This window comes from Porphyrobacter sp. CACIAM 03H1 (assembly GCF_002215495.1).
Taxonomy (GTDB): Bacteria; Pseudomonadota; Alphaproteobacteria; order Sphingomonadales; family Sphingomonadaceae; genus Erythrobacter.
Genome location: NZ_CP021378.1, coordinates 312,136 through 332,216, shown reverse-complemented (window position 1 = coordinate 332,216; position 20,081 = coordinate 312,136). Strand labels below are relative to the sequence as shown.

Annotated in this window: 20 protein-coding genes and 1 pseudogene; 12 read left to right on the top strand and 9 right to left on the bottom strand. The window is 67.2% G+C overall.

Annotated elements, in window-relative coordinates; genetic code table 11:
* The 3 genes and pseudogenes from CBR61_RS17120 to rfbB form a co-directional block, all read left to right on the top strand.
* Nucleotides 1–375: pseudogene (locus tag CBR61_RS17120) on the top strand (hypothetical protein); the annotation flags it as partial.
* Nucleotides 372–548, top strand: a complete 177-nt coding sequence (locus tag CBR61_RS01610) for a sugar nucleotide-binding protein (protein WP_233996804.1) — start codon at nucleotides 372–374, stop codon at nucleotides 546–548. The pseudogene CBR61_RS17120 and the gene CBR61_RS01610, both read left to right, overlap by 4 nt.
* The gene (gene rfbB, locus CBR61_RS01605) at nucleotides 541–1,587 is read left to right on the top strand and encodes a dTDP-glucose 4,6-dehydratase (RefSeq protein WP_088912798.1); all 1,047 of its coding nucleotides are present in this window, start codon (nucleotides 541–543) and stop codon (nucleotides 1,585–1,587) included. The genes CBR61_RS01610 and rfbB overlap by 8 nt, the downstream gene beginning before the upstream one ends.
* 221 nt (nucleotides 1,588–1,808) lie before the next feature.
* On the opposite strand, the gene CBR61_RS01600 is transcribed toward rfbB, so the two are convergent.
* The 4 genes from CBR61_RS01600 to CBR61_RS01585 all read right to left on the bottom strand — a co-directional run bounded on the left by CBR61_RS01600 (nucleotide 1,809) and on the right by CBR61_RS01585 (nucleotide 5,332).
* Nucleotides 1,809–2,399, bottom strand: coding sequence for a hypothetical protein (locus CBR61_RS01600; protein WP_157696463.1), 591 nt, complete (start codon nucleotides 2,397–2,399; stop codon nucleotides 1,809–1,811).
* A 245-nt stretch (nucleotides 2,400–2,644) separates the two neighbouring features.
* Nucleotides 2,645–3,451 carry an enoyl-ACP reductase FabI gene (gene fabI / locus CBR61_RS01595; RefSeq protein ID WP_088912796.1) on the bottom strand — a complete coding sequence of 269 codons (807 nt, stop codon included), beginning with the start codon at nucleotides 3,449–3,451 and terminating at the stop codon, nucleotides 2,645–2,647.
* A complete protein-coding gene (locus tag CBR61_RS01590) occupies nucleotides 3,452–4,339 on the bottom strand; it encodes a YihY/virulence factor BrkB family protein (protein WP_088912795.1) in 888 nt (295 codons plus the stop codon).
* 21 nt (nucleotides 4,340–4,360) lie between these two features.
* A complete protein-coding gene (locus tag CBR61_RS01585) occupies nucleotides 4,361–5,332 on the bottom strand; it encodes a DnaJ C-terminal domain-containing protein (protein WP_088912794.1) in 972 nt (323 codons plus the stop codon).
* A gap of 121 nt (nucleotides 5,333–5,453) precedes the next feature.
* Here CBR61_RS01585 and pdxH point away from each other — a divergent pair, with 121 nt between their 5' ends.
* Together pdxH and CBR61_RS01575 are read left to right on the top strand one after the other, a co-directional pair.
* Complete coding sequence (gene pdxH, locus CBR61_RS01580) at nucleotides 5,454–6,110, top strand: pyridoxamine 5'-phosphate oxidase (RefSeq protein ID WP_088915389.1); 657 nt, start codon at nucleotides 5,454–5,456, stop codon at nucleotides 6,108–6,110.
* 8 nt (nucleotides 6,111–6,118) lie between these two features.
* On the top strand, nucleotides 6,119–6,913 hold the full coding sequence (locus tag CBR61_RS01575) for a PhzF family phenazine biosynthesis protein (protein ID WP_088912793.1): 795 nt from the start codon (nucleotides 6,119–6,121) through the stop codon (nucleotides 6,911–6,913).
* Here CBR61_RS01575 and CBR61_RS01570 read toward each other — a convergent pair.
* Nucleotides 6,904–8,043 carry a serine hydrolase domain-containing protein gene (locus tag CBR61_RS01570; protein ID WP_088912792.1) on the bottom strand — a complete coding sequence of 380 codons (1,140 nt, stop codon included), beginning with the start codon at nucleotides 8,041–8,043 and terminating at the stop codon, nucleotides 6,904–6,906. The two genes, CBR61_RS01575 and CBR61_RS01570, sit on opposite strands and share 10 nt — an antisense overlap.
* A gap of 35 nt (nucleotides 8,044–8,078) precedes the next feature.
* Between CBR61_RS01570 and CBR61_RS01565 the strand changes: the two genes are divergently transcribed.
* Nucleotides 8,079–8,426, top strand: a complete 348-nt coding sequence (locus CBR61_RS01565) for a hypothetical protein (protein ID WP_088912791.1) — start codon at nucleotides 8,079–8,081, stop codon at nucleotides 8,424–8,426.
* Here CBR61_RS01565 and mnmA read toward each other — a convergent pair.
* On the bottom strand, nucleotides 8,423–9,595 hold the full coding sequence (mnmA, locus tag CBR61_RS01560; RefSeq protein ID WP_088912790.1) for a tRNA 2-thiouridine(34) synthase MnmA: 1,173 nt from the start codon (nucleotides 9,593–9,595) through the stop codon (nucleotides 8,423–8,425). The genes CBR61_RS01565 and mnmA overlap by 4 nt on opposite strands.
* Before the next feature lie 143 nt (nucleotides 9,596–9,738).
* On the opposite strand from mnmA, the gene CBR61_RS01555 reads away from it, so the two are divergent.
* The 6 genes from CBR61_RS01555 to CBR61_RS01530 all read left to right on the top strand — a co-directional run bounded on the left by CBR61_RS01555 (nucleotide 9,739) and on the right by CBR61_RS01530 (nucleotide 17,211).
* Complete coding sequence (locus CBR61_RS01555) at nucleotides 9,739–10,188, top strand: hypothetical protein (protein WP_157696462.1); 450 nt, start codon at nucleotides 9,739–9,741, stop codon at nucleotides 10,186–10,188.
* Nucleotides 10,185–10,484: a DUF1153 domain-containing protein gene (locus CBR61_RS01550; protein ID WP_088912788.1), complete on the top strand. Its 300-nt coding sequence runs from the start codon at nucleotides 10,185–10,187 to the stop codon at nucleotides 10,482–10,484. Before CBR61_RS01555 ends, CBR61_RS01550 begins: the two co-directional genes overlap by 4 nt.
* 127 nt (nucleotides 10,485–10,611) lie before the next feature.
* A complete protein-coding gene (locus tag CBR61_RS01545) occupies nucleotides 10,612–10,884 on the top strand; it encodes a GlsB/YeaQ/YmgE family stress response membrane protein (protein ID WP_088912787.1) in 273 nt (90 codons plus the stop codon).
* Between the two features lie 195 nt (nucleotides 10,885–11,079).
* Nucleotides 11,080–12,270, top strand: coding sequence for an efflux RND transporter periplasmic adaptor subunit (locus CBR61_RS01540; protein WP_088912786.1), 1,191 nt, complete (start codon nucleotides 11,080–11,082; stop codon nucleotides 12,268–12,270).
* A 79-nt stretch (nucleotides 12,271–12,349) separates the two neighbouring features.
* Nucleotides 12,350–15,871 carry an efflux RND transporter permease subunit gene (locus CBR61_RS01535; RefSeq protein WP_088912785.1) on the top strand — a complete coding sequence of 1,174 codons (3,522 nt, stop codon included), beginning with the start codon at nucleotides 12,350–12,352 and terminating at the stop codon, nucleotides 15,869–15,871.
* 47 nt (nucleotides 15,872–15,918) lie between these two features.
* Entirely contained in the window at nucleotides 15,919–17,211 is a 1,293-nt protein-coding gene (locus tag CBR61_RS01530; protein WP_088912784.1) for a DUF445 domain-containing protein, read from the top strand.
* 6 nt (nucleotides 17,212–17,217) lie between these two features.
* Here the strand turns inward: CBR61_RS01530 and CBR61_RS01525 are convergent, their stop codons facing one another.
* From CBR61_RS01525 to CBR61_RS01515, 3 genes are all read right to left on the bottom strand, one after another.
* A complete protein-coding gene (locus CBR61_RS01525) occupies nucleotides 17,218–18,093 on the bottom strand; it encodes an energy transducer TonB (RefSeq protein WP_088912783.1) in 876 nt (291 codons plus the stop codon).
* A gap of 112 nt (nucleotides 18,094–18,205) precedes the next feature.
* A complete protein-coding gene (locus tag CBR61_RS01520; protein ID WP_088912782.1) occupies nucleotides 18,206–19,066 on the bottom strand; it encodes an energy transducer TonB in 861 nt (286 codons plus the stop codon).
* 87 nt (nucleotides 19,067–19,153) lie between these two features.
* A complete protein-coding gene (locus CBR61_RS01515) occupies nucleotides 19,154–20,023 on the bottom strand; it encodes an energy transducer TonB (protein ID WP_157696461.1) in 870 nt (289 codons plus the stop codon).
* Nucleotides 20,024–20,081 lie beyond the last annotated feature (58 nt).

The window sequence follows — 20,081 nt, the reverse complement described above, 5'->3', positions numbered from 1 at the left end:
GATCCGTCCGCTCACCACGGCCGACTACCCGACGCCCGCGCGGCGTCCGGCCTTCTCGCTGCTCCTGTTGACGCGCATTCCGCTGATCCGTCCGCTCACCACGGCCGACTACCCGACGCCCGCGCGGCGTCCGGCCTTCTCGCTGCTCTACCCGACGCCCGCGCGGCGTCCGGCCTTCTCGCTGCTCGACTACCCGACGCCCGCGCGGCGTCCGGCCTTCTCGCTGCTACGGCCGACTACCCGACGCCCGCGCGGCGTCCGGCCTTCTCGCTGCTCGACTACCCGACGCCCGCGCGGCGTCCGGCCTTCTCGCTGCTTGGGCGACACCCGACGCCCGCGCGGCGTCCGGCCTTCTCGCTGCTCTCGGCCTGTTGACGCGCATTCCGCTGATCCGTCCGCTCACCACGGCCGACTACCCGACGCCCGCGCGGCGTCCGGCCTTCTCGCTGCTCGATTGCCGCAAGACGCGTGCGACGCTTGGCGAGGAAGCGGTTCACTGGCGCAGCAACCTGCGCCTGATGCTCGAAGAGGAAACAAAGCTTGGCTAACCTACTCGTGACCGGCGGTGCCGGGTTCATTGGCGGCAATTTCGTGCATTACTGGAACGCGAAGCACCCCGAAGACCGGGTGATCGTGCTCGATGCGCTGACCTATGCCGGCAACCGCTCGACCACGCAAGACGCGTGCGACGCTTGGCGAGGAAGCGGTGACATCCGCGACACCGAGCTCGTGGAGCGCCTGCTGCGCGAGCACGGGATCACCACGCTGGTGCACTTTGCCGCCGAGAGCCATGTCGACCGCTCGATCACCGGGCCCGATGCCTTCATCGACACCAACATCCTTGGCACCAACAGCCTGCTCAAGGCCGCGCGCGCGGTCTGGCTCGCGGGCGACGGCATCCCCCACCGCTTCCACCACATCTCGACCGACGAGGTGTTCGGCTCGCTGGGTCCCAGTGATCCGGCGTTCAGCGAGACCACGCCCTATGCGCCCAACTCGCCCTACTCGGCCTCGAAGGCAGCCTCGGACCACCTTGTGCGCGCCTATCACCACACCTTTGGGCTCGAGGTGACGACGAGCAACTGCTCCAACAACTACGGTCCCTACCAGTATCCCGAGAAACTCATCCCGCTGTTCCTCCTGAACGCGCTCCACGGTCGCAATCTGCCGATCTATGGCGACGGGATGAACGTGCGCGACTGGCTGCACGTCGAGGATCACTGCCGCGGGATCGAGGCCTGTCTGCTCAAGGGCCAACCGGGCGAGACCTACAACATCGGCGGCGGGGCGGAACTGCCCAACATGACCGTGATCGACACCATCTGCGCCGAGGTCGACCGCGCCTTCACCGAGATCGACGGCCTCGCCGCGCGCTATCCCGACGCCCCGGCAGCCAAGGGCGAGCCCACCAGCAGCCTCAAGACCTTCGTCACCGATCGCGCCGGCCACGACCGCCGCTACGCCATCGATGAAACCAAGGCTCGGGCCGAACTCGCCTATGCGCCGGCCCACGGTTTTGAGGATGGTCTGCGTCAAACGCTGCGCTGGTACCTCGACAACGAAGCCTGGTGGCGCCCGCTGCTCTAGAGGGCGGCGTTCGCTCATTAATCGAATGAGCCCAGAACCGCTTGCGGCAAATCATAGACGATGCTGCGTAAATTTTGGCAGATTAAAGACTCTTTTGGTATAGCTGAGAGAGGCCGATTTAAGGCCTGGGCATAGCCTTTACCCCTGAAGACGGTGTAATCGTCGATTCTTATAAAATAGACTCCAGGCTGCAAAGTGTCTTGAGACTAAAGGCTATTCCTTCAAATGTCTTCAAAGCTGTTGGTCTCTTCGGCTACTGGCTGTCCAATTTGCCTCAAGCGTCGATCACGCTCGTCCCGAAGATCTCTCAGCGTTTCCTTGATCTGCCTCCCGAGCATGCCTTGATACCGCCCCACCAGATATTGATTTGCTATCGGCACGTTGCGCGAGCCCGAGCCAAATGGACTGCTCGAGTTTGCGTAAATCAGATTCGCTTGCTCAGCTTCTGCAGTCGCTAGGCGACGCTCCCGCCAGAACAACATGGCCAGCCGTTCGACCAAAAGCGACTCCAACGCAGTCTCGGGTTCGTATTCTGCAACGAGGTCCGTCAGCAGGCGGGTAAAGACCTCGTAATTCTCGTGGTCAGCGATGAAACGATTGCTCAGTATGCCGTGCCTCAAGGCATTGGCGCTACTTGCAGCCCGCCCTTCCGGCGAAGATGGTCCTGTGCTTCGTGCTGCATTTCGGCGATTGGCTTCTATCTGTCGTCTGCTTGTCATCCCCCGTTTCAAGCACGCCGTTGAAATCGCGTCGACTCGTATTTGCAATCTGTTGGGGATTTGTCCGCTTTGCCGCTGCAGCTTCGCCGCCAACCGGCCACAGCGTTATGCAACATAAGGCTGACCCAAAGACTATTGGACCGGCTAACGAACCAAACGAACCCAATTGCCACTAAACCTATCAGACAATGGAGGTTTTTGGCATCGATAGGAACTTCCTGCAAGCGCCCGGAGCGTCACTCCGATGACTGTCGGAGACCTTGACCCAAGAGGCCTCGCGCAGACTGAAGAGTTCAGAGTCAGGAAGTGCGGCATGACCTGCTCAAGCGAAGCAAGTTTCACCCTAGCGCGATATCCGGCGCGTCTTCCTGCTTCATCCCGACCACGTGATAGCCGGCATCGACATGGTGGGTCTCGCCCGTGACGCCCGACGACAGGTCGGACAGCAGGTAGAGTCCTGCGCCGCCGACATCCTCGATGGTCACGTTGCGGCGCAGCGGCGCATTGTATTCGTTCCACTTGAGGATGTAGCGGAAATCACCGATCCCGCTCGCGGCGAGCGTCTTGATCGGCCCTGCGCTGATCGCGTTGACGCGGATGTTGCGCGGTCCGAGATCGTTGGCGAGATACTTGACGCTGGTCTCCAGCGCTGCCTTGGCGACGCCCATGACGTTGTAATGCGGCACGACCTTTTCGGCGCCGTAGTAGGACAACGTGAGGATCGCGCCCCCGCTTTCGGGCATCATCGCCCCAGCACGCTGGGCGATCGCGACCAGCGAATATGCCGAGATGTTCATGGTGTTGAGAAAATTCTCGAGGCTGGTGTCGACATACTTGCCGCGCAGCTCGTTCTTGTCGGAATAGCCGATCGCGTGGACGACGAAGTCGATCGTCTCCCACCGTTCCTTGAGGGCGGTGAAGGCAGCATCGAGCGAATCCATCTTCGACACGTCGCATTCGAAGGTGAAATCGCTGCCCAGTTCGGCCGCGAGCGGGATCACCCGCTTGGCGAGCGCCTCGCCCTGATAGGAAAAGGCAAGGCTTGCGCCCTGTTCGGCGAGCTTCTTCGCGATGCCCCAGGCCAGTGACTTGTCGTTGGCGAGCCCCATGATGAGACCGCGCTTGCCTGCCATCAACCCGTTCATCTACGCCTTCTCCTCGCTTGCCTCGCCCGCGCGCCTGTCAAGCCCCTCCGGCGCCAGCGCCGCATTCAGTTCCGCGCCGATAACGAGGCCAAGCCCGACAAGCCAGAAAAACAGCAGCGTCACCATGCTACCGGCAAGGCTGCCATAGGTGAGGTCATAGGTGAAGACGCTGCGCAGCACGATCGGCAGCGCCGCGGCGACTGCCAGCCACCACAGCGCCGTGAACAGCGCGCCGGGCCATTTGGGGCATCGGCGGCCGCGGAAGGCGGGCGGGGTGAGCGTCACGAACAGCACCCACAAAGATGCCGCCAGCCCCAGCGCCGGCACGATCCGCGACAGACGCAGCGTGCCGATCCATTCGCCGAGCTGCGGGAAGGCGGCAGCGATCACTTCCTGTGCGCCGCCGATCATCACCTGCGCGAACAGCGACAGCATCAGCACCACCACCGCGGCAAGGATCAGCCCCGCAGACAGCAGCCGCGTGCGCCAGAACGCCTGCACGCTGCGCACACCATAGGCGCGGCGCAGGATGTCGCGGATGGTCTCGATCAGGCTCGACACTGTCCAAAGCCCGACGGCGCCGCCCGCCCAGAGCAGCCAGCCCGAACGGGCGTAGATCACGTCCTCGGCCACCGGCACGATGGTGTCGGCCACCGATTGCGGCATCGCCTGCGCGACCGAGAGGATGATCGTTTCGGCATTGTCGCGCCCGCCGATCAGGTCGAACAGCGCCGCGCCGAGGATGAAGAAGGGGAAGATCGCCAGCATGCCGAGATAGGCGAGGTTGCCGGCGTGGATGAACCCGTCGTTGAAGGTGTCGGTCGCCACCTGTCCGACCACGGCCCAGAACCGGGGCCGCAGATTGGAGGGGGGTGGGGTGTCGCCCATGATCAGCCTCGCGCCCGGCCGCTACAGGCCGAACTTCTCCCGTGGCCGCGCAGTGTCGATCCAGCCCTCGAGCCGCTCGGTCAGCGGGCCGAGGTCGGCAGGGAGCTGGATTTCCAGCGTCACCAGCTGGTCGCCGCGTTCGTGCTTGCCGTCGACGAGCCTGGCGTTCTTCTTCGTCCAGCCCTTGCCGGCGAGGCGTAGCACCGTGCCGCCCGAGCTGCCCGGCCGGATCGTCAGCATCACCGCACCATCGACCGTGGGGCACTTGACCTTGGCCCCGCGCACCGCCTCGTCGAGGGTGATCGGCAGGTCCATGCGGATATTGTCGCCCTCCCGGCGGAAGAAGGGGTGGGAGCCGACCTCCACCATCACGATCCCGTCGCCATTGCCGCCGGGGCCGGGGTGGCCCTTGTCCTTGAGGCGCATCATCGTGCCGTCCTCGACACCGGCAGGCAGCTTCAGGCTGATCGCCTTGCCGTCGGCGAGGGTGATGCGCTGGTCGCGGCCGGCGGCAGCATCGACGAAAGGCACCGCAAGCCGGTACTGGATATCCGCGCCGCGCTTGGGCGGGGGCGGCGGGGGCTGGCGTCCGAAGCCGCGCCGCGGCGGCGCCTGCTGGCGGTTGCGTCCGCCGAACAGGCCTTCGAACAGGTCGCCGAGATCGACATCGTCGCCCCCGAACCCGCCGAAATCGCCACCCCCCGGCCCGCCGCCATAGCCGCCGCGGCTGTAGCCGGGCCGCGCGCCCATGCCGGCGAAGGGATTGGCGGGATTGCCGTCGGCATCGATCTCGCCCCGGTCGAACTGCGCGCGCTTGGCCTTGTCCGACAGCAGGTCATAGGCGCGTGTCACCTCAGAGAACTTCTCCGCCGCCTTGGGATTGTCCTTGTTGCGATCAGGGTGCAACTCCTTGGCGAGCTTGCGATAGGCGCTCTTGATGTCCTGCTCGGACGCCGTGCGGGGAACGCCAAGAGTGCTGTAAGGGTCGCGCATGGCGTATTAGCTAGGTGAGACAGCGGCCTCGCGCAAGCCGCGGGCGAAATTGCATGTCCTGCACTTTCATCGCCAGCCTTGCGCGCCTATGTCCCGCGCGGATCAGCAAGGACATTCGCGCATGAGCAGTGCCACCCCCCTCGACGATGCCCAGTTGGCCGACAGCGTGCTGCCGGCGAGTGTCGATCCCTTCGACCTGTTAGAGGAATGGTTCGCCGCCGCACAGGTGGGCGAGATCAACGATGCCAACGCGATGGCGCTCGCCACCGCCACCCCCGAGGGTGCGCCCTCGGTGCGGATGGTGCTGCTGAAGGGCCACGGCAAGGGCGAGATCGCCGGGGGCGGCTTCACCTTCTTCACCAATGCCGAGAGCCGCAAGGGCGGGCAGATCCGCGCCAATATGCAGGCCGCGCTGCTGTTCCACTGGAAGAGCCTGCGCCGCCAGATTCGCATCGAGGGCCCGCTGACCGAGGTTAGCCCCGAACGCGCCGACGCCTATTTCCACTCGCGCCCTTACAAGAGCCAGGTCGGCAGCGCCGCCAGCGACCAGTCGCGTCCCCTGCCCGAGCGGCAGGCCTATATCGACCGGGTGCAGGAAATCTGGGCCGCGCACGAGGCCGAGGGCAAGGTTCCCCGCCCGCCGCACTGGACCGGCTTCACCCTCTCCCCCCGCCGCATCGAGTTCTGGATCGACCGCGACAACCGGCTGCACGACCGGCGCGAATTCACCCGTTCCGGCCCTGACGCGCCGTGGTCCGACACGCTGCTTTATCCTTGAGGCCCCCCATGCCCCAGAAGATCCTCTACTGGCACGTCGATGCCTTCAGCGCGCAGCCCTTCGGCGGCAACCAGGCCGCGGTCATGGTGCTGGACGAGTGGCTGCCCGATGATGTGCTGGTGAAGATCGGGGGCGAGAACCTCTTCGCCGAGACCGCCTTCGTCGTGCGCGACACCAGGGGCGCGGCTGACTGGGAGCTGCGCTGGTGCACGCCCACTTATGAAATCGCCCTGTGCGGCCATGCAACGCTGGCGAGCGGACACGTCCTCTTGCAGCGCGACGGCGGCGAGCGGATCACCTTCCGGACCCGCAAGTCGGGCATTCTCGAGGTGGTCAGGGCCGGTGACGGCTACGAACTGGCGCTCCCCGCCATCGCAACCGCCCCGCGTGACTACCCCGAGGCGGTCGCCCTGCTCGGCGCGCAGCCGCTGGAGGTGTGGCGCAACGACAGCCGCTACAACATTTTCCTGTTCGAGAGCGAAGCGGCGATCCGCGCGCTCGATCCGGATATCCGCGGGCTGGGGGCACTGGGCACCGACCAGTTCATCTGCACCGCGCCGGGCGACAGCACCGACATCGTCAGCCGCGTCTTCGTGCCCGGCGGCGGGGTGGACGAGGACTCCGTCACCGGTTCCGCCCACGCCGTGCTCACGCCCTATTGGGCGAAGAAGCTGGGGCGCGACAGCTTCACCGCGCACCAGGCCTCGCAGCGCGGTGGCGACCTCACCCTGCGCCTCGACGGCGACCGGGCGTGGCTCGGCGGACCCTGCGTCACCGTGGTCGAGGGCGCTTTCTACCTCTGAGGGTAAAGCTCCAGCACGTCCGCGGCCTGCTGGAGCATCGCCTTGCGCTCCTCGGTGTTCGAATGGCCGAGACGGACCAGTGTCACGCGCTGCTCGGGCGAGACGAGCACATACTGCCCGACGTGCCCGATCAACGAGAACAGGCTGGCGGGCGCGCGGTCGGGGAACAGGGGCTGCTCCTCGCCCTCGGGCAGTTTGCGGTTGAGCCAGATCTGGAAGCCGTAATTGGCCCGCGCCGGGCTGGGCGTCACCATCGCCTCGACCCAGCGCTGCGGCACGAGCTGCTCGCCGCCCGGGGCGCGGCCCTTGAGGCGCAGCATCTCGCCGAATTTCGCCCAGTCGCGTGCGGTGGCGTGCATCAGGCTGCCGCCGATCAGCGTGCCGCTGGCGTCGAATTCGGGCACCATGCTGTCCATCCCCAGGGGTGCGAACAGGCGTTGCTGGAGATAGTCCGCCACCGCCTTGCGCCGCGCCTCAGGCCGGTCGCTCGTCGTGAGCGCCCGCGCCGCGATGTCGGCGAGGATCACGCTGGTGTTGCTCGAATATTCGAACTGCTTGCCCGGCTCGGCCTCGAGCGGCTGCTCCTCGGCCCAGCGCGCCATGTCGTCGCGGCCGTCGAGGAAGATCATGCGGACCTCGGATGATTCGTAGGGCGGATCGCCGCTTTCCGTGTGCCTGAGGCCCGAGCGCATCTGGAGCAGCTGGCGCACGGTAATCTCGGCGCGCGGGTCGCCGGGGCGCTGCCACAGCGGAACGGGGGCGGGCGCATCGAGCGCCAGCAGGCCGTCGGACACCAGCATCCCGATCAGCACCCCGGTGACGGTCTTGGCCATCGACCAGCTGACAAAGCGCGTGTCCTTGTCGTAGCCCGGCGCGTAGCGCTCGGCGGCGATCTTCCCGTCGGCCATCAGCACCACGGCGCGGGTCTCGCCCACGTCCGGAGCGGTGAAGAGATCGTCGATCTCCCGCGCGAGCTGGTCCTTGGGCGCGCCCGCATCCGCGGTGACCGCCCCGAGCGCGGCCTCGGTGAGGGGTGCCTCGGCGGGCGGAGTGGCTCCGCAGGCGGCGAGCATCAGCAGGGCTGGCGCGAGGCAGGTCGCGCGGTTAAGGACGGCGGCTGGCAGGGTCATCGCGCCCTCATTTCCCGAAGCAACAAGGCTTGGCAATGGCGAAATCACCCGCAGGCTCGTCCTCCCGTCCGCGCTGGGGCCTGTGGCTGCTCGCGATCCTCGCGCTGGCGATTGCCGGGACGGCCTGGGCCTTCCGCGAACCCATCAACGGCTACGGCAGCATCGCCTCGGCCTATTCGGCCCGGGTCGCCTGTTCGTGCCGCTTCGTCGCCGGGCGCAGTCTTGAGGATTGCGCCAAGGACAAGTTGCCGGGCATGGAGGCCGTCACTCTGGTCGAGGACGTGGAGGCGAGGAGCGTCACCGCGCGTTTCCCGCTGGTGGCGCAGGCGACCGCGACATACCGCAAGGGCTATGGCTGCGTGCTGGAGCCCTACGAGAGCTAGGTTTCGACCTTCTCGGTCGTGTCGATCCAGCCGCCGCCGACCACGCGCTCGCCGGCGTAGATCACCGCCGCCTGTCCTGGGGCGACGCCGAACTCGGGTTCGGCGAAGCGGATCCTCACCGCCCCGCCGTCACCCAGCTGTCCTTCGAGCGTCACCGGCACGGGCCTGGCAAGGCTGCGGACCTTCGCGGTCAGCAGGGCATCGGGCAGGGGGCCGATGCGGTTGGTCTCGGTGAGGTGTGCGGCGGTTACGGCGAGCATGCGCTTGGGCCCGACCCGCACCTCGCGCGACGCGGCGTCGAGGCCGATCACATAGAGCGGCTCGGGCTGTCCGCCGATCTCGAGACCCTTCCTCTGGCCGACGGTGAAATGGACGATACCCTTGTGATCGCCAAGCTTCTCGCCGGTGGCGGCATGGACGATCGCGCCGGGAGCCGCGCCCTCGGGGCGGACCTTGGTGACGATCTTCGCGTAATCGCCATCGGGCACGAAGCAGATGTCCTGCGAATCCGGCTTGGCCGCATTGCGCAACCCCGCCGCCTCGGCGAGCGCGCGCACCTCCGTCTTGGGCATGCCTCCAAGAGGGAAGCGCAGGTATTCGAGTTGCGCCTCGGTGGTGCCGTAGAGGAAATAGGACTGGTCGCGCGCCGGATCGTGGGCCCGGTGCAGCTCTAGGCCGCCACCCGCGCCCCGCACCCGGCGCACATAATGCCCGGTCGCAAGGCAATCTGCCCCAAGCTCGCGCGCCATGCGAAACAGGTCGGTGAACTTGGGCCCCATGTTGCAGCGGATGCAGGGGACCGGGGTGCGCCCGGCGAGATAATCGTCTGCGAACTGTTCGACCACTTTCGCGCGAAAGGCGCTTTCGTGATCGAAGACGTAATGCGCGATCCCGAGCCGGTCGGCCACGGCGCGCGCGTCGCGAATGTCGTCGCCCGCGCAGCAGGCGCCCTTGCGGCCTGTCGCCGCGCCGTAATCGTAGAGCTGGAGGGTGATGCCGATCACCTCCGCGCCGCTCGCGTGGGCCAGCGCCGCGACCACCGATGAATCGACCCCGCCGCTCATCGCGACGACGATTCGGCAATCGGCGGCGGGGCGGGGCAGATCAAAAAGGGCGGCGGCCTTAGCCGCGGCCATCGAGCCGGTTTCGGGAGGGGCTGGGGTATCCATGAGTGCCGCCGCATATAGCGAGGGCGGGCCCGTTTCGCCAGTGCGCCTCACCCTCTTGCTCTTGCCGGATCCGCCCGCACTAATCCTAAGCCGAAGTAAATGGCAGCTTTACGGGATTTTGACGCACACGGCTTAGAAGCTGGATGATGTTCGAGAAACCAAAGCCACCCCATGGGCATTCCGGCGCCCCTGTCGGCGGACTTACCGCCGAGGAGCGGGCGCGTCTGCGCGCTCTTGCCGGATCCGGCAGAGACGAGCGATTCGGCGTCCGTCCGGCGCGGCGCGCGGGCGATGCCATGCGCGCTCTCGAGTGGAGCGAGCTCACCGCTCGCCTTAACGCCGCGCGCGACCTGCGGCTGCTGCTGCGCAGTGAGGCCCATGCCCCGATCGAGGCGGTCGCGGCCAGCTTCGGCGATGCCGCTGCGAGCTACTTCGCGCTTCTCGACCAGAGCGAACCTCGCCTTAACCATGATAGTTTAGGGCAATTGAAAGGACCTGGTGCCAACATCGCTAGCAACGATGTGAACCGCCCGGGTCACGCCAAAGGACTTACCTCCGACGCGCCCCGCGGCGATGCGAGAGACACGAAATGATTGAGAACCAGGACATTCGCCCCGCACATGTCATCGGCCCACTCGGAGAGCCGCTGACCCTCGCCGACCTGCCTTCTCCCGACACCAAGCGCTGGGTGGTGCGGCGCAAGGCCGAAGTCGTGGCCGCCGTCAACGGCGGGCTGCTGACGCTCGACGAGGCGCTAGCGCGCTATGGCCTGACGCTCGAGGAATTTGCCTCGTGGCAGCGTGCGGTCGACCGTTCGGGCATGCACGGGCTGCGCGTCACCAAGATCCAGCACTACCGCGACCTCTACGAGCGCCAGCTCAAGTACTGATCCCTGCAAGCAGTCCATGCTTCGGCCCGCCGCCCTTCCGGGGCGTTGCGGGCCGCTGTCGATTCGTGCCACATTCCTTGCGCGGGGGCGCGCCTCGGTGGCGCGGCCGGAACGGGGAGTGACCGGAATGCTGGGATTCATCTGGTTCATCGTGATGGGCGGCGTCATCGGCTGGCTGGCCAGCCTGATGATGAAGCGCGATGCCTCGATGGGCATCATCGCCAATATCGTCGTCGGGATCGTCGGTTCGTTCATCGGCAACGGGCTTTTGTCCTTCATCCTCGGTGGCGGGCGAATCGGCGCCTGGCCGCCGGACTGGTCGGGGGTGTTCGGCGCGCTGGTGGGCGCGGTGATCCTGCTCGGCATCCTCAACCTAATTCAGCGCGGCCGGATGCGCTGAATCGCGGCTGAACCCGGCACACAGGGAACCTGACGCGCCTGTCCTTCGTCTAGGCTGAAAGTCATCGGTCGATGCACGCATTGCGGTGCAGCACGTGCTATTCTATCAGCCGTTGCTCTTGGTGACTTATACGAGTAATACACTCGGGGGCAGGGCGCGCGCCGCGTGACCCTTGCCCGAGCGAGGACGCAGTCGATGAATTACGAGACGACGATCAGGGCCGATGCCGCAGACGGGGTTGCGACCGAATATGTCGGTGCGCGCACGCTCGCCGCGCCGGCGATCCCGCGCTGGCTGATCGTCGGCGGGCTTGGCCTCTTTGCCCTGCTGCTGGCAGTCGCTGCGTGGTTCGCGCTGGCGGGCGGCGAGCCCGTGGCGGTGGACGACGACAATTCGCAGGCCCCTTCGGTGACGGTGGTCACTCCCGGCCGCACCACCGTGGCTGGCGAGATCGAAGCGCCCGGCACGCTTGCCGCGCGCCGTCCTATGCCGGTCGGCGTGGTCGGTGAAGGCGGGCAGGTGCTGCGCGTCACCGTCGATGCGGGCGACTGGGTGCAGCAGGGCCAGGTGCTGGCGGTGATCGACCGCTCGGTGCAGGTCCAGCAGGCCGAGGCTCAGGCCGCGCAGATCGAGGTCGCGCGGGCCGATGCCAATCTCGCCCAGGCCAATCTCGACCGTGCGCTGCAACTGGTGGCGCGCGGCTTCGTCTCCAAGGCCGATGTCGACCGCCTGACCGCGACCCGCGATGCGGCCGTCGCGCGGGTCAAGGTCGCGCAGGCGCAGCTCGCCGAGCAGCGCGCGCGCAACCAGCGGCTCAACATCCTCGCGCCGGCGACCGGCTATGTCCTCTCGCGCGCGGTCGAGCCCGGCCAGACCGTCGGTGCGGGCACCCCCGCGCTGTTCACCATCGCCAGCGGCGGCGAGATGGAGATGCTGGCCCAGCTTTCGGAAGAACAGCTCGCCAAGCTCTCGGTCGGCACCATGGCGACGATCACGCCGGCCGGGTCGGACCAGCGTTTCTCGGGTCAGGTGTGGCAGATCGCGCCGGTGATCGACCAGACCTCCCGGCAGGGCACCGCGCGCATCGCGCTGAGCTTCGCCCCCGAACTGCGCCCCGGCGGCTTTGCCACCGCGCGCATCAACAGCGGCAGCTTCAGCGCGACCGTGCTGCCCGAAAGCGCGGTGCTGGCCGACGACAAGGGGAGCTTCGTCTATGTCGTGGGCGAGGACAACAAGGCCGTGCGCCGTCCGGTCAAGACCGGCGCCGTCACCGCCAACGGCATCGCCATCACCGAAGGGCTGAACGGCACCGAACGCGTGGTGCTGCGCGCCGGCGGGTTCCTCAACCCCGGCGAATCCGTCAATCCGCAGCCCCTGAAGAAATAAGGCATCCATCCCCGCCGCGGTTCGCCGCGTAACTCTGTGCGGGGACGGCCGAGAACGGCGAACAACAGGCAGGAACATCATGGCACTCCGCGACATCTCGGCCTGGTCGATCCGCAACCCGGTGATCCCGCTGGTGTTCTTCACCGGCCTGCTGATCGCCGGGATCGTCAGCTTCATGCGGATGGACGTGACCAACAACCCGGATGTCGATTTCCCGGCTGTGATCGTGCAGATCGCGCAGCCCGGCGCCTCGCCGACCGAGATCGAGAACCAGATCACCCAGCGCGTCGAGAGCGCGTTGCGCTCGATCGCCGGGGTCAACTCGCTCCAGTCGACCGCGCGCGAGGGCAGTTCGCAAACCTTCGTGGAGTTCGAGATCGGCACCGACCTGATCGAGGCCGTGAACGAGGTCGAGACCGCGATCGACGGGGTGCGCGGCAGCCTGCCCGACGGCATCCTCGAGCCGCAGGTGCGCAAGGTCAACGTGGTGGGCGAGCCGATCGGCTATGTCGGGGTCGAGGCCAACGACATGACGCTCGAGCAATTGAGCTGGTTCGTCGACGATACCGTCGCCAAGCGGCTGCTCAAGATCGACGGCATGGCCGAAGTCCAGCGCATCGGCGGCGTCGACCGGCAGATCGAGGTGATCCTCGATCCGGCCAAGATGCAGTCCTTCGGCGTCACCGCCTCGCAGATCAACGCGGCGCTGCGCCAGTCGAACCTCGATGCGGCCGGCGGTCTCGCCGAGATCGGCGGCACCCGCCAGTCGCTGCGCGTGCTGGGCAATTCGGACACCGCCTACCAGCTTTCGCAGACCCAGATCCAGCTCGGCGGGGGGCGCACCGTGCGCGTCGCCGACATCGCCAAGGTGCGCGACGGCTATTCCGAACGCACCTCGATCAGTGAGGTGAACGGCAAGGAGGTCGTGAACTTCCTGATGAACCGCGCCCGCGGCGCATCGGACCTCGCGGTCTATGACGCCGCGCTCGAGGAGATGGACAAGATCGAGGCCGAGAACCCGGGCGTGAAGTTCATCAAGTTCTCGACCAGCACGACCTACACCCGCAGCCAGTACAAGTCCTCGATGTGGGCGCTGGTGGAAGGCGCGGTGCTGGCCGTGGTCGTGGTGTTCCTGTTCCTGCGCGACTGGCGCGCGACCTTCATCAGCGCGGTCGCCATCCCCCTGTCCGCGATCCCGACCTTCTGGTTCATGGACCTGCTGGGCTTCAATCTGAACTTCCTGTCGCTGCTGGCGCTGGCGCTGGTGGCGGGGGTGCTGGTCGACGATGCCATCGTGGAGATCGAGAACATCGTCAGGCACATGCGGATGGGCAAGACCGCCTACCAGGCCTCGATCGATGCCGCCGACGAGATCGGTCTGCCCGTGGTCGCCACCAGCTTCTGCATCGTCGCGGTGTTCCTCCCCGTGGGCCTGATGCCGGGCGTGTCGGGCCAGTTCTTCCAGAACTTCGGCATCACTGTGGTTGTCGCGGTGCTCATGTCGCTCGCCGTCGCGCGCATGATCACGCCGCTGATGGCGGCCTATTTTCTCAAGTCGAAGGGCCATGCCGAACATGGCGAGGGCCCGGCGATCGACGCCTATATGCGCGTGCTGTCCTGGACGCTCGACACCGGCCGGATGGCTGTGCGCCGCGCCGGGCTGACGGGGCCGCGCCGCCGGGCGCTCTATGTGCCCGCGCTGCTGCTGACGGTGATTGCGCTGCTGATCGTCCCGGCGCTGACGATGTTCGAACTGGCGAGCGGTTCGGTCACCGGCGCCTGGAAGGGCCTTATCGGGCTGGGCGTCCACAAGGAGATCGCCGCCGCCGTCGAAGCCGATACCAACGCGGTCGTGAACACGATCGTCGCCAAGGTGTTCGAGGTGGTGATCGTCCTGCTCGTCTCGCTGCTGTCTTTCCTCGCCGCCCTCCTCGCCTTCAAAGCGATTGAGGCGCCCGCCCGCGGCGACAGCGGCCTTGCCCGCGCGACCCGCTGGATGACCGCGCGCTTCTACGATCACCGCGTGTGGATGCTCGGCATCGGCTGGTTCTCGCTGCTGATCACCATTGTGCTGTTCGGCCAGATCCCCGGCCAGTTCCAGCCGACCATCGACGACGAGAACAGCCGGGTCGAGATCGAGATGGTGCCCGGCACCACGCTCGCCGAGACCAAGCGGGTGGTCAACACCGTCGCCAACCGCCTCCGCCAGGAGCCCGAGGTCGAGCGCCTGCTCGAACGCATCCGGCTGGGCGACACCTCGTCTATCTTCCTCAAGCTGCGCGATGACCGCCAGCGCACCTCGATCGAATTCGAGCGCGAACTGGCGCCCGAACTGGCGCGCTTCCCCGATGCCCGGGTGCGCTTCCAGTCGCAGTCCGGCGGGTTCGGCTCGGGCCGCGACATGACGGTGATGCTTGCGGGCAGCGATCCCGTGCTGCTCGACCAGACCGCCGCGCGGCTGGTCGAAGAGATGAAGGGCCTGAAGTCGCTGGTCGCCCCGCGCATCAGCGCCGACCTCAACCGACCCGAGATCATCATCACCCCGCGTGACAAGATCGCCGCCGAACTGGGCGTCACCACCGCTGCCCTGTCGCAGACGATCCGCATCGCGACGCTGGGCGAGATCGAGCAGAACGCGGCGCGCTTCTCCCTGTCTGACCGCCAGATCCCGATCGTGGTGCGCCTGTCGGAAGAGGCGCGCACCGATTTCCGCACGATCGAGAACCTTCCCGTGCCGCTCGCCAACGGTGGCTCGGTGCCGCTCAGCCGCGTCGCCGACATCACCTTCGGTTCCGGCCCGACCGCGATCCAGCGTTACAACCAGAACCGCCGCGTGCTGGTGGGGGCGGACCTTGCCGCGGGCGTGCTCAAGGGCGAGGCGCAGGCGCAGATCGATGCCCTGCCGGTGCTCCAGGACCTGCCGCTCGGCGTGATCCGCGACGTGGTGGGCGAGGAGGAATGGCAGGCCGAGCTGATCACCAACCTCATCATCGCAATCATCGCGGGCGTGCTGCTGGTCTTCGCGGTGCTGGTGCTGCTCTACAAGCGCCTGATGAGCCCGCTGGTCAACATGACCTCGCTCGCGCTCGCGCCGCTGGGCGGGATCCTGCTGATCTGGCTGCTCGGCCAGCCGCAATCCATGCCGGTCTATATCGGCATCCTGCTGCTGCTCGGGATCGTGTCCAAGAACTCGATCCTGCTGATCGACTTCGCGATCGAGGAGATGAACAAGGGCGTCGGCAAGCTCGAGGCGATCCTCGATGCCGGGCACAAGCGTGCCCAGCCGATCGTGATGACGACCGTGGCGATGACGGCGGGGATGGTGCCGGTGGCGCTGTCGCTGTCGGGCGACGGGGCGTGGCGCCAGCCGATGGGCATCGTGGTGATCGGCGGTCTGGTGCTCTCGACCATGCTGACGCTGCTGATCGTGCCGGCGGGCTTCAGCCTTGCCGACGGGTTCGAGAAGCGCGTCGGGCCGTGGCTGCGCTCGCGCCTGCTGACCTACAAGCCGGGCGACGAGAGCCGCGGCATCGAACGCACGCCGGAGTTGCCCTTCCCCGGCCTTGCCAACCGCCCGGCGGGCGGCGAGCCGGCCGAGTGACGGGAAAGGGGTGACGGACCGGCCCCAAGCGGGCTAAGGCCGCTCTCATGGCAACGCGTCTCTCGAGGCCCCTGACCTTCGGCGCCCAGCCGCTCACTGTCGACCGCGCGAAGCGGATGCGCTGGACGGCGACGGGCATGCTCGCCGCGATGGCGGTGATCTTCGTCGCCACCCACGGACTCGCGGTCACCGGCCACCCGGCCTGGGGCTATGTCAACGCCTTCGCCGAGGCGGCGATGGTGGGCGGTCTGGCGGACTGGTTCGCCGTCACCGCGCTGTTCCGCCATCCGCTCGGCCTGCCGATCCCGCACACGGCGATCATCCCCGAGAACAAGGACCGCATCGCCGACACGATGGCGGCCTTCCTGCGCGAGAACTTCCTCACGCCGGCGGTGGTGGCGCGGCGTATGTCGGCGATGAATGTCGCCAAGGCGGCAGGCGAGTTCCTCGCGGGCTCACCCGGACGGGGCGGGCAGGACGAACGCTCGCGCATCACCAGCGGCGCTGCGGAATTGCTCGCCGAAGTGCTCGAATCGCTCGATCCCGACCGGCTCGGCAATCAGGTGAGGAGCGGCCTTGCGGGGCAGCTCGCCAAGCTCGACATCGCCCCGCTCGCAGGCCGGATGATCGAGAGCGCGATGGTCGACAAGCGCCACCAGCCGCTGATCGACGGCTTCGTGCGGTGGGCCGGCCTGACGATCGAGGACAACGAGGAGACCCTGCGCGAGATCATCCACCAGCGGGTGTCGGGCGTGCTGCGCTGGGCGGGGATCGACAAGACCATCTCCTCGAGCGTGCTCGACGGGCTCTACAAGCTGCTCGCCGAGGTGCTGGTGAACCCCGATCACCCCCTGCGCGCCAAGATCGAGGAAGGGCTGGCGAAGCTCGGGCAGGACCTGCAGCACGACCCCGAGACCCGCGCCAAGGTCGAGGACATGAAGCGCGATCTCATCGCCAATCCCGCCGTCGCGGTGTGGTGGACCGGGGTGTGGGAGCGTATTCGCCAGTCGCTGATCCGCCGCGCCCGCGATCCCGAAAGCGGGATGGGCGAGGAAATGCGCGCGATGCTCGCCGAGCTCGGCCAGGCGCTCCAGCAGGACGCGCGACTCCAGCACCAGATCAACCGCTTCGCCCGCCGCACGATGGTGGGCGTCGCGACCCGCTATGGCGACCAGATCGTGCGGCTGGTGTCGGAGACGGTGAAGCGCTGGGACGCCACCACCATAACGGGCCGCGTCGAGGGCGCGGTGGGCCGCGACCTCCAGTTCATCCGCATCAACGGCACGCTGGTGGGCGGGCTCGTCGGCATGACGTTGCACTTTCTTACGACGGTGCTCTAGGCTCCGTCACCGCATCCGGTAGGTGATCGAGGTCGCGTAGAGCGAGCGGAACGGGGTTCCGTTGGCATCGCGCGCCGGATCGAACTGCGCGCGCTGCATCACCTCGCAGGCGGGACTCTCGAGCCGCTCGGTCTTGGTCGCGCTGATGATCGTGCAGCTCTCCACCGACCCGTCTGCCGCAACGATCACCCGCATCCGCATGATCCCCTGCTCGCCCTGCATCCGCGCATCGCGCGGATAGTTGGCGACGATCCGGCGTGTGAGCGCCTCTTCGTTCCGCCAGCGTGGCCCGTTCTGCGCCGTGAGGTGGCGCTCGGGATCCAGCCCCCAGTCGCGCAGCAGGTCGAGCGTGCAGGCATTGAGCGCCGCGAAGGCCGCGTCCATCGGACCGGTCTCGAGCCGCACCGTCCGCCCGCCCTGCGCGAGTTCGAGGAACACCGCCTGCTTGCCCAGCGTCGGGTCCAGCTGCGGCAGGCCGGGCTTGCCGGTCTCGCCGGTGACGTTCTGCTCGGGCTCGCCCCGGTCGGGCCGAAGGTTGGAGAAGATCACCCCCGGGCCGTAGCTGCCGACCGTTCCGGTGAAGGGCGTCGTCGCAAAGGGCGTCTGCGTCTCGGAAAAACGGACATCGGTGCGCGCGAGGCTGCGGAAGCGGTCGAAGCCGGGGCCGGCGACCGTCACCCCAGCCTCGGGGGCGGGCCAGTATTGCTGGAAGGCGAGGAAGTGCGTGTCCTTGCCCTCGCCGAAGAGGCGCGTGAGCAGGCATTTCTCGTCGGCGTAATCGAGGTTCCACGAACCGTTCGGCTGGAGCACGACCGGATCCGCCGCCAGCGTGGGCGTGGTGGCAGTGGCGAGGGCGGCAAGGGTGGCAAGCGTGCGATGCATGGGGAGCCTCCGGCAGGGGAGGCAATCGTGCCGCAGCCCTGTTACCGAATAAAGTCCTTTGCGACGAAGCGCTTGCGCTGCTCGCGACAGGCCTGCCTCCCTGGGGCACACCTCAATCCGTGGGACCCGTCCCCAACGTGAGGGCATTTCTCCGCCTGTCCTTGAAGCTCGCCGTGTAGGCGGCGCGGACCGGCTTGCCCTCGTCATCGAGCGCGGGCGCGAAGCGGGCCTTGCGCATGATCCGGCAGGCGCGGTCGTTCGGCGCCGCGCCGGTGGTGCCGTAGACCACGGTGCAATCTTCCGGCTGCCCCGCCTCGTTCACGATCACGCGGACATGGGCGATCCCGTCGGTATGGGAATACCAGCGCCAGTGCTCGGCGAAGGAGTTGCCGATGCCGCGGCGCACGGCGGCTCCGTTGAGCAACCGGGGCCCGCTCGTCACGTCGCCGAACCGCGCCACATCGAGGCCCCAGCTTGCCGCTAGGCCTCGCGCGCAATCGTCGAGCGCGGCGACCACCTCGCCCAGAGCGCCGGTTTGGAGGCGCAGCCTCTGCCCGCGCTGGGCGAGCGTGACGACTTCCTCGGCATCTGACGCCTCCGCTCCGCCGCGCGCGAGGTCGATGCCGGACAGCTTGAGCCCGGCACCGAACCCGTCTACTTCTCCCAGAAGCGGGATTACACGGACGGGGGGTGCGGCGTCCGCGAGATCGAGTTCGGCCCGGGTCTCGTCGGTGAAGTCGGTGATCGCCGGTCCGGCGAGCGTGACGTGCACACGGTCACCCGGCGCCATGCGGTCCAGCATCAGGATGTGGCGGGCATCGCCCTCGCCGAAGACCCGGCTGATCCGGCAGCGGTTCCCGTCGCTCTCGCGCTGCCATGCGGCGCTCGGCAAAAGGAGCACGGTCTGCGCGGCGGCCACCCCCGGAAGGGCGGCGAGCAGCAGCGGCACGAGAATCCGAATGGTGCGACCCATGGGAAACCTCCGTTGATGATTGAAAGTTACCGGAGGTCTATCATGTTTTCAAGAGCTTGATAGGCACCCTTCCGTGACGGATGCACCTCACGACATGGTGAAGCTGATCCCGTGGAAGTAATAGGAGGCGACCGGCTCGCCTGCCGCGTTTCGCGCCGGTTCGAAGCGCGCCCGCTTCATCAGCCCGAGGCAGACGGCGTCGTCGAACAACTGCGGCTTGTTGCTCTCGGTTACGAAGCAGGAGCTTGCCCGCCCTTCGCGATCGACGGTGAGGCGCACGGTCACTCGCCCTTCCATCTGGGCGCGTGCGAGCCAGCCGGGGTAGTCGACCGCGGTGAGCCAGCTATCCGGCTTGATGGCTACGGGCGGCTTGGCCTCACCGGTGAGCGGACGCCCCGCTTCCGACAGTATCCCCGAAAGCTTCGCCCCGCACAGTCCGAGCACGCCGAAGGTTTCCAGCATCGGGCCTATCGCGAGCCGGATCGGCTGGCGGATCGAGGTCCTGAGATCGAGCGTGGTGATGGCGTTGGCATCGCCGATGTCGAAGCCGAGGTCCGGCGCCTCCTCGTCGCCGTCGCGCTGCATCTTCGGCTGCCTGACCGTCACCCCGTACATGGTCAGCACCGGGCGGCCCTTGCTCGATTCGGCGGCGATGTAGCTGCGAATGAATTCCGGATTCTCGCCGAACCGCACATGGATGCCGGCGCCATAGGGGTTGCGCAGCGGCTGGCCGATCAGGGTGACGTTGTAGATCGGTTCGAGTCCGCCCTGCTCGATCCACAGGGTGGTGCGCTGCTCGCCCTCGCCGAATTCCCGACTGGCACGGCAGCGGTCCTCGTACTCGCGCAGTTGCCAGGGGGAGGCAGGCTCAAGCAGCAGCCTTTCGGCAGCGGTGGCCGGTGCAGCGAGGATGGCTGCGGCGGTCGCGGCGAGACAGGAAAGTCGGATGATGCGCACGAAAAACCCCCGGCAGCCGCGCAGCTTGCCGGGGGTTTCTTGCAATATCAAGTCATTG

Bases quoted from the DNA above. Each gene is read 5' to 3' on its own strand.
- mnmA (WP_088912790.1), bottom strand. From the start codon at position 9,595: ATGGATACCCCAGCCCCTCCCGAAACCGGCTCGATGGCCGCGGCTAAG.
- CBR61_RS01540 (WP_088912786.1), top strand. From the start codon at position 11,080: ATGAATTACGAGACGACGATCAGGGCCGATGCCGCAGACGGGGTTGCG.
- CBR61_RS01565 (WP_088912791.1), top strand. From the start codon at position 8,079: ATGGCGAAATCACCCGCAGGCTCGTCCTCCCGTCCGCGCTGGGGCCTG.
- CBR61_RS01575 (WP_088912793.1), top strand. From the start codon at position 6,119: ATGCCCCAGAAGATCCTCTACTGGCACGTCGATGCCTTCAGCGCGCAG.
- CBR61_RS01535 (WP_088912785.1), top strand. From the start codon at position 12,350: ATGGCACTCCGCGACATCTCGGCCTGGTCGATCCGCAACCCGGTGATC.
- fabI (WP_088912796.1), bottom strand. From the start codon at position 3,451: ATGAACGGGTTGATGGCAGGCAAGCGCGGTCTCATCATGGGGCTCGCC.
- CBR61_RS01585 (WP_088912794.1), bottom strand. From the start codon at position 5,332: ATGCGCGACCCTTACAGCACTCTTGGCGTTCCCCGCACGGCGTCCGAG.
- CBR61_RS01555 (WP_157696462.1), top strand. From the start codon at position 9,739: ATGATGTTCGAGAAACCAAAGCCACCCCATGGGCATTCCGGCGCCCCT.
- CBR61_RS01590 (WP_088912795.1), bottom strand. From the start codon at position 4,339: ATGGGCGACACCCCACCCCCCTCCAATCTGCGGCCCCGGTTCTGGGCC.
- CBR61_RS01525 (WP_088912783.1), bottom strand. From the start codon at position 18,093: ATGCATCGCACGCTTGCCACCCTTGCCGCCCTCGCCACTGCCACCACG.
- CBR61_RS01520 (WP_088912782.1), bottom strand. From the start codon at position 19,066: ATGGGTCGCACCATTCGGATTCTCGTGCCGCTGCTGCTCGCCGCCCTT.
- pdxH (WP_088915389.1), top strand. From the start codon at position 5,454: ATGAGCAGTGCCACCCCCCTCGACGATGCCCAGTTGGCCGACAGCGTG.
- CBR61_RS01530 (WP_088912784.1), top strand. From the start codon at position 15,919: ATGGCAACGCGTCTCTCGAGGCCCCTGACCTTCGGCGCCCAGCCGCTC.
- CBR61_RS01570 (WP_088912792.1), bottom strand. From the start codon at position 8,043: ATGACCCTGCCAGCCGCCGTCCTTAACCGCGCGACCTGCCTCGCGCCA.
- CBR61_RS01550 (WP_088912788.1), top strand. From the start codon at position 10,185: ATGATTGAGAACCAGGACATTCGCCCCGCACATGTCATCGGCCCACTC.
- CBR61_RS01545 (WP_088912787.1), top strand. From the start codon at position 10,612: ATGCTGGGATTCATCTGGTTCATCGTGATGGGCGGCGTCATCGGCTGG.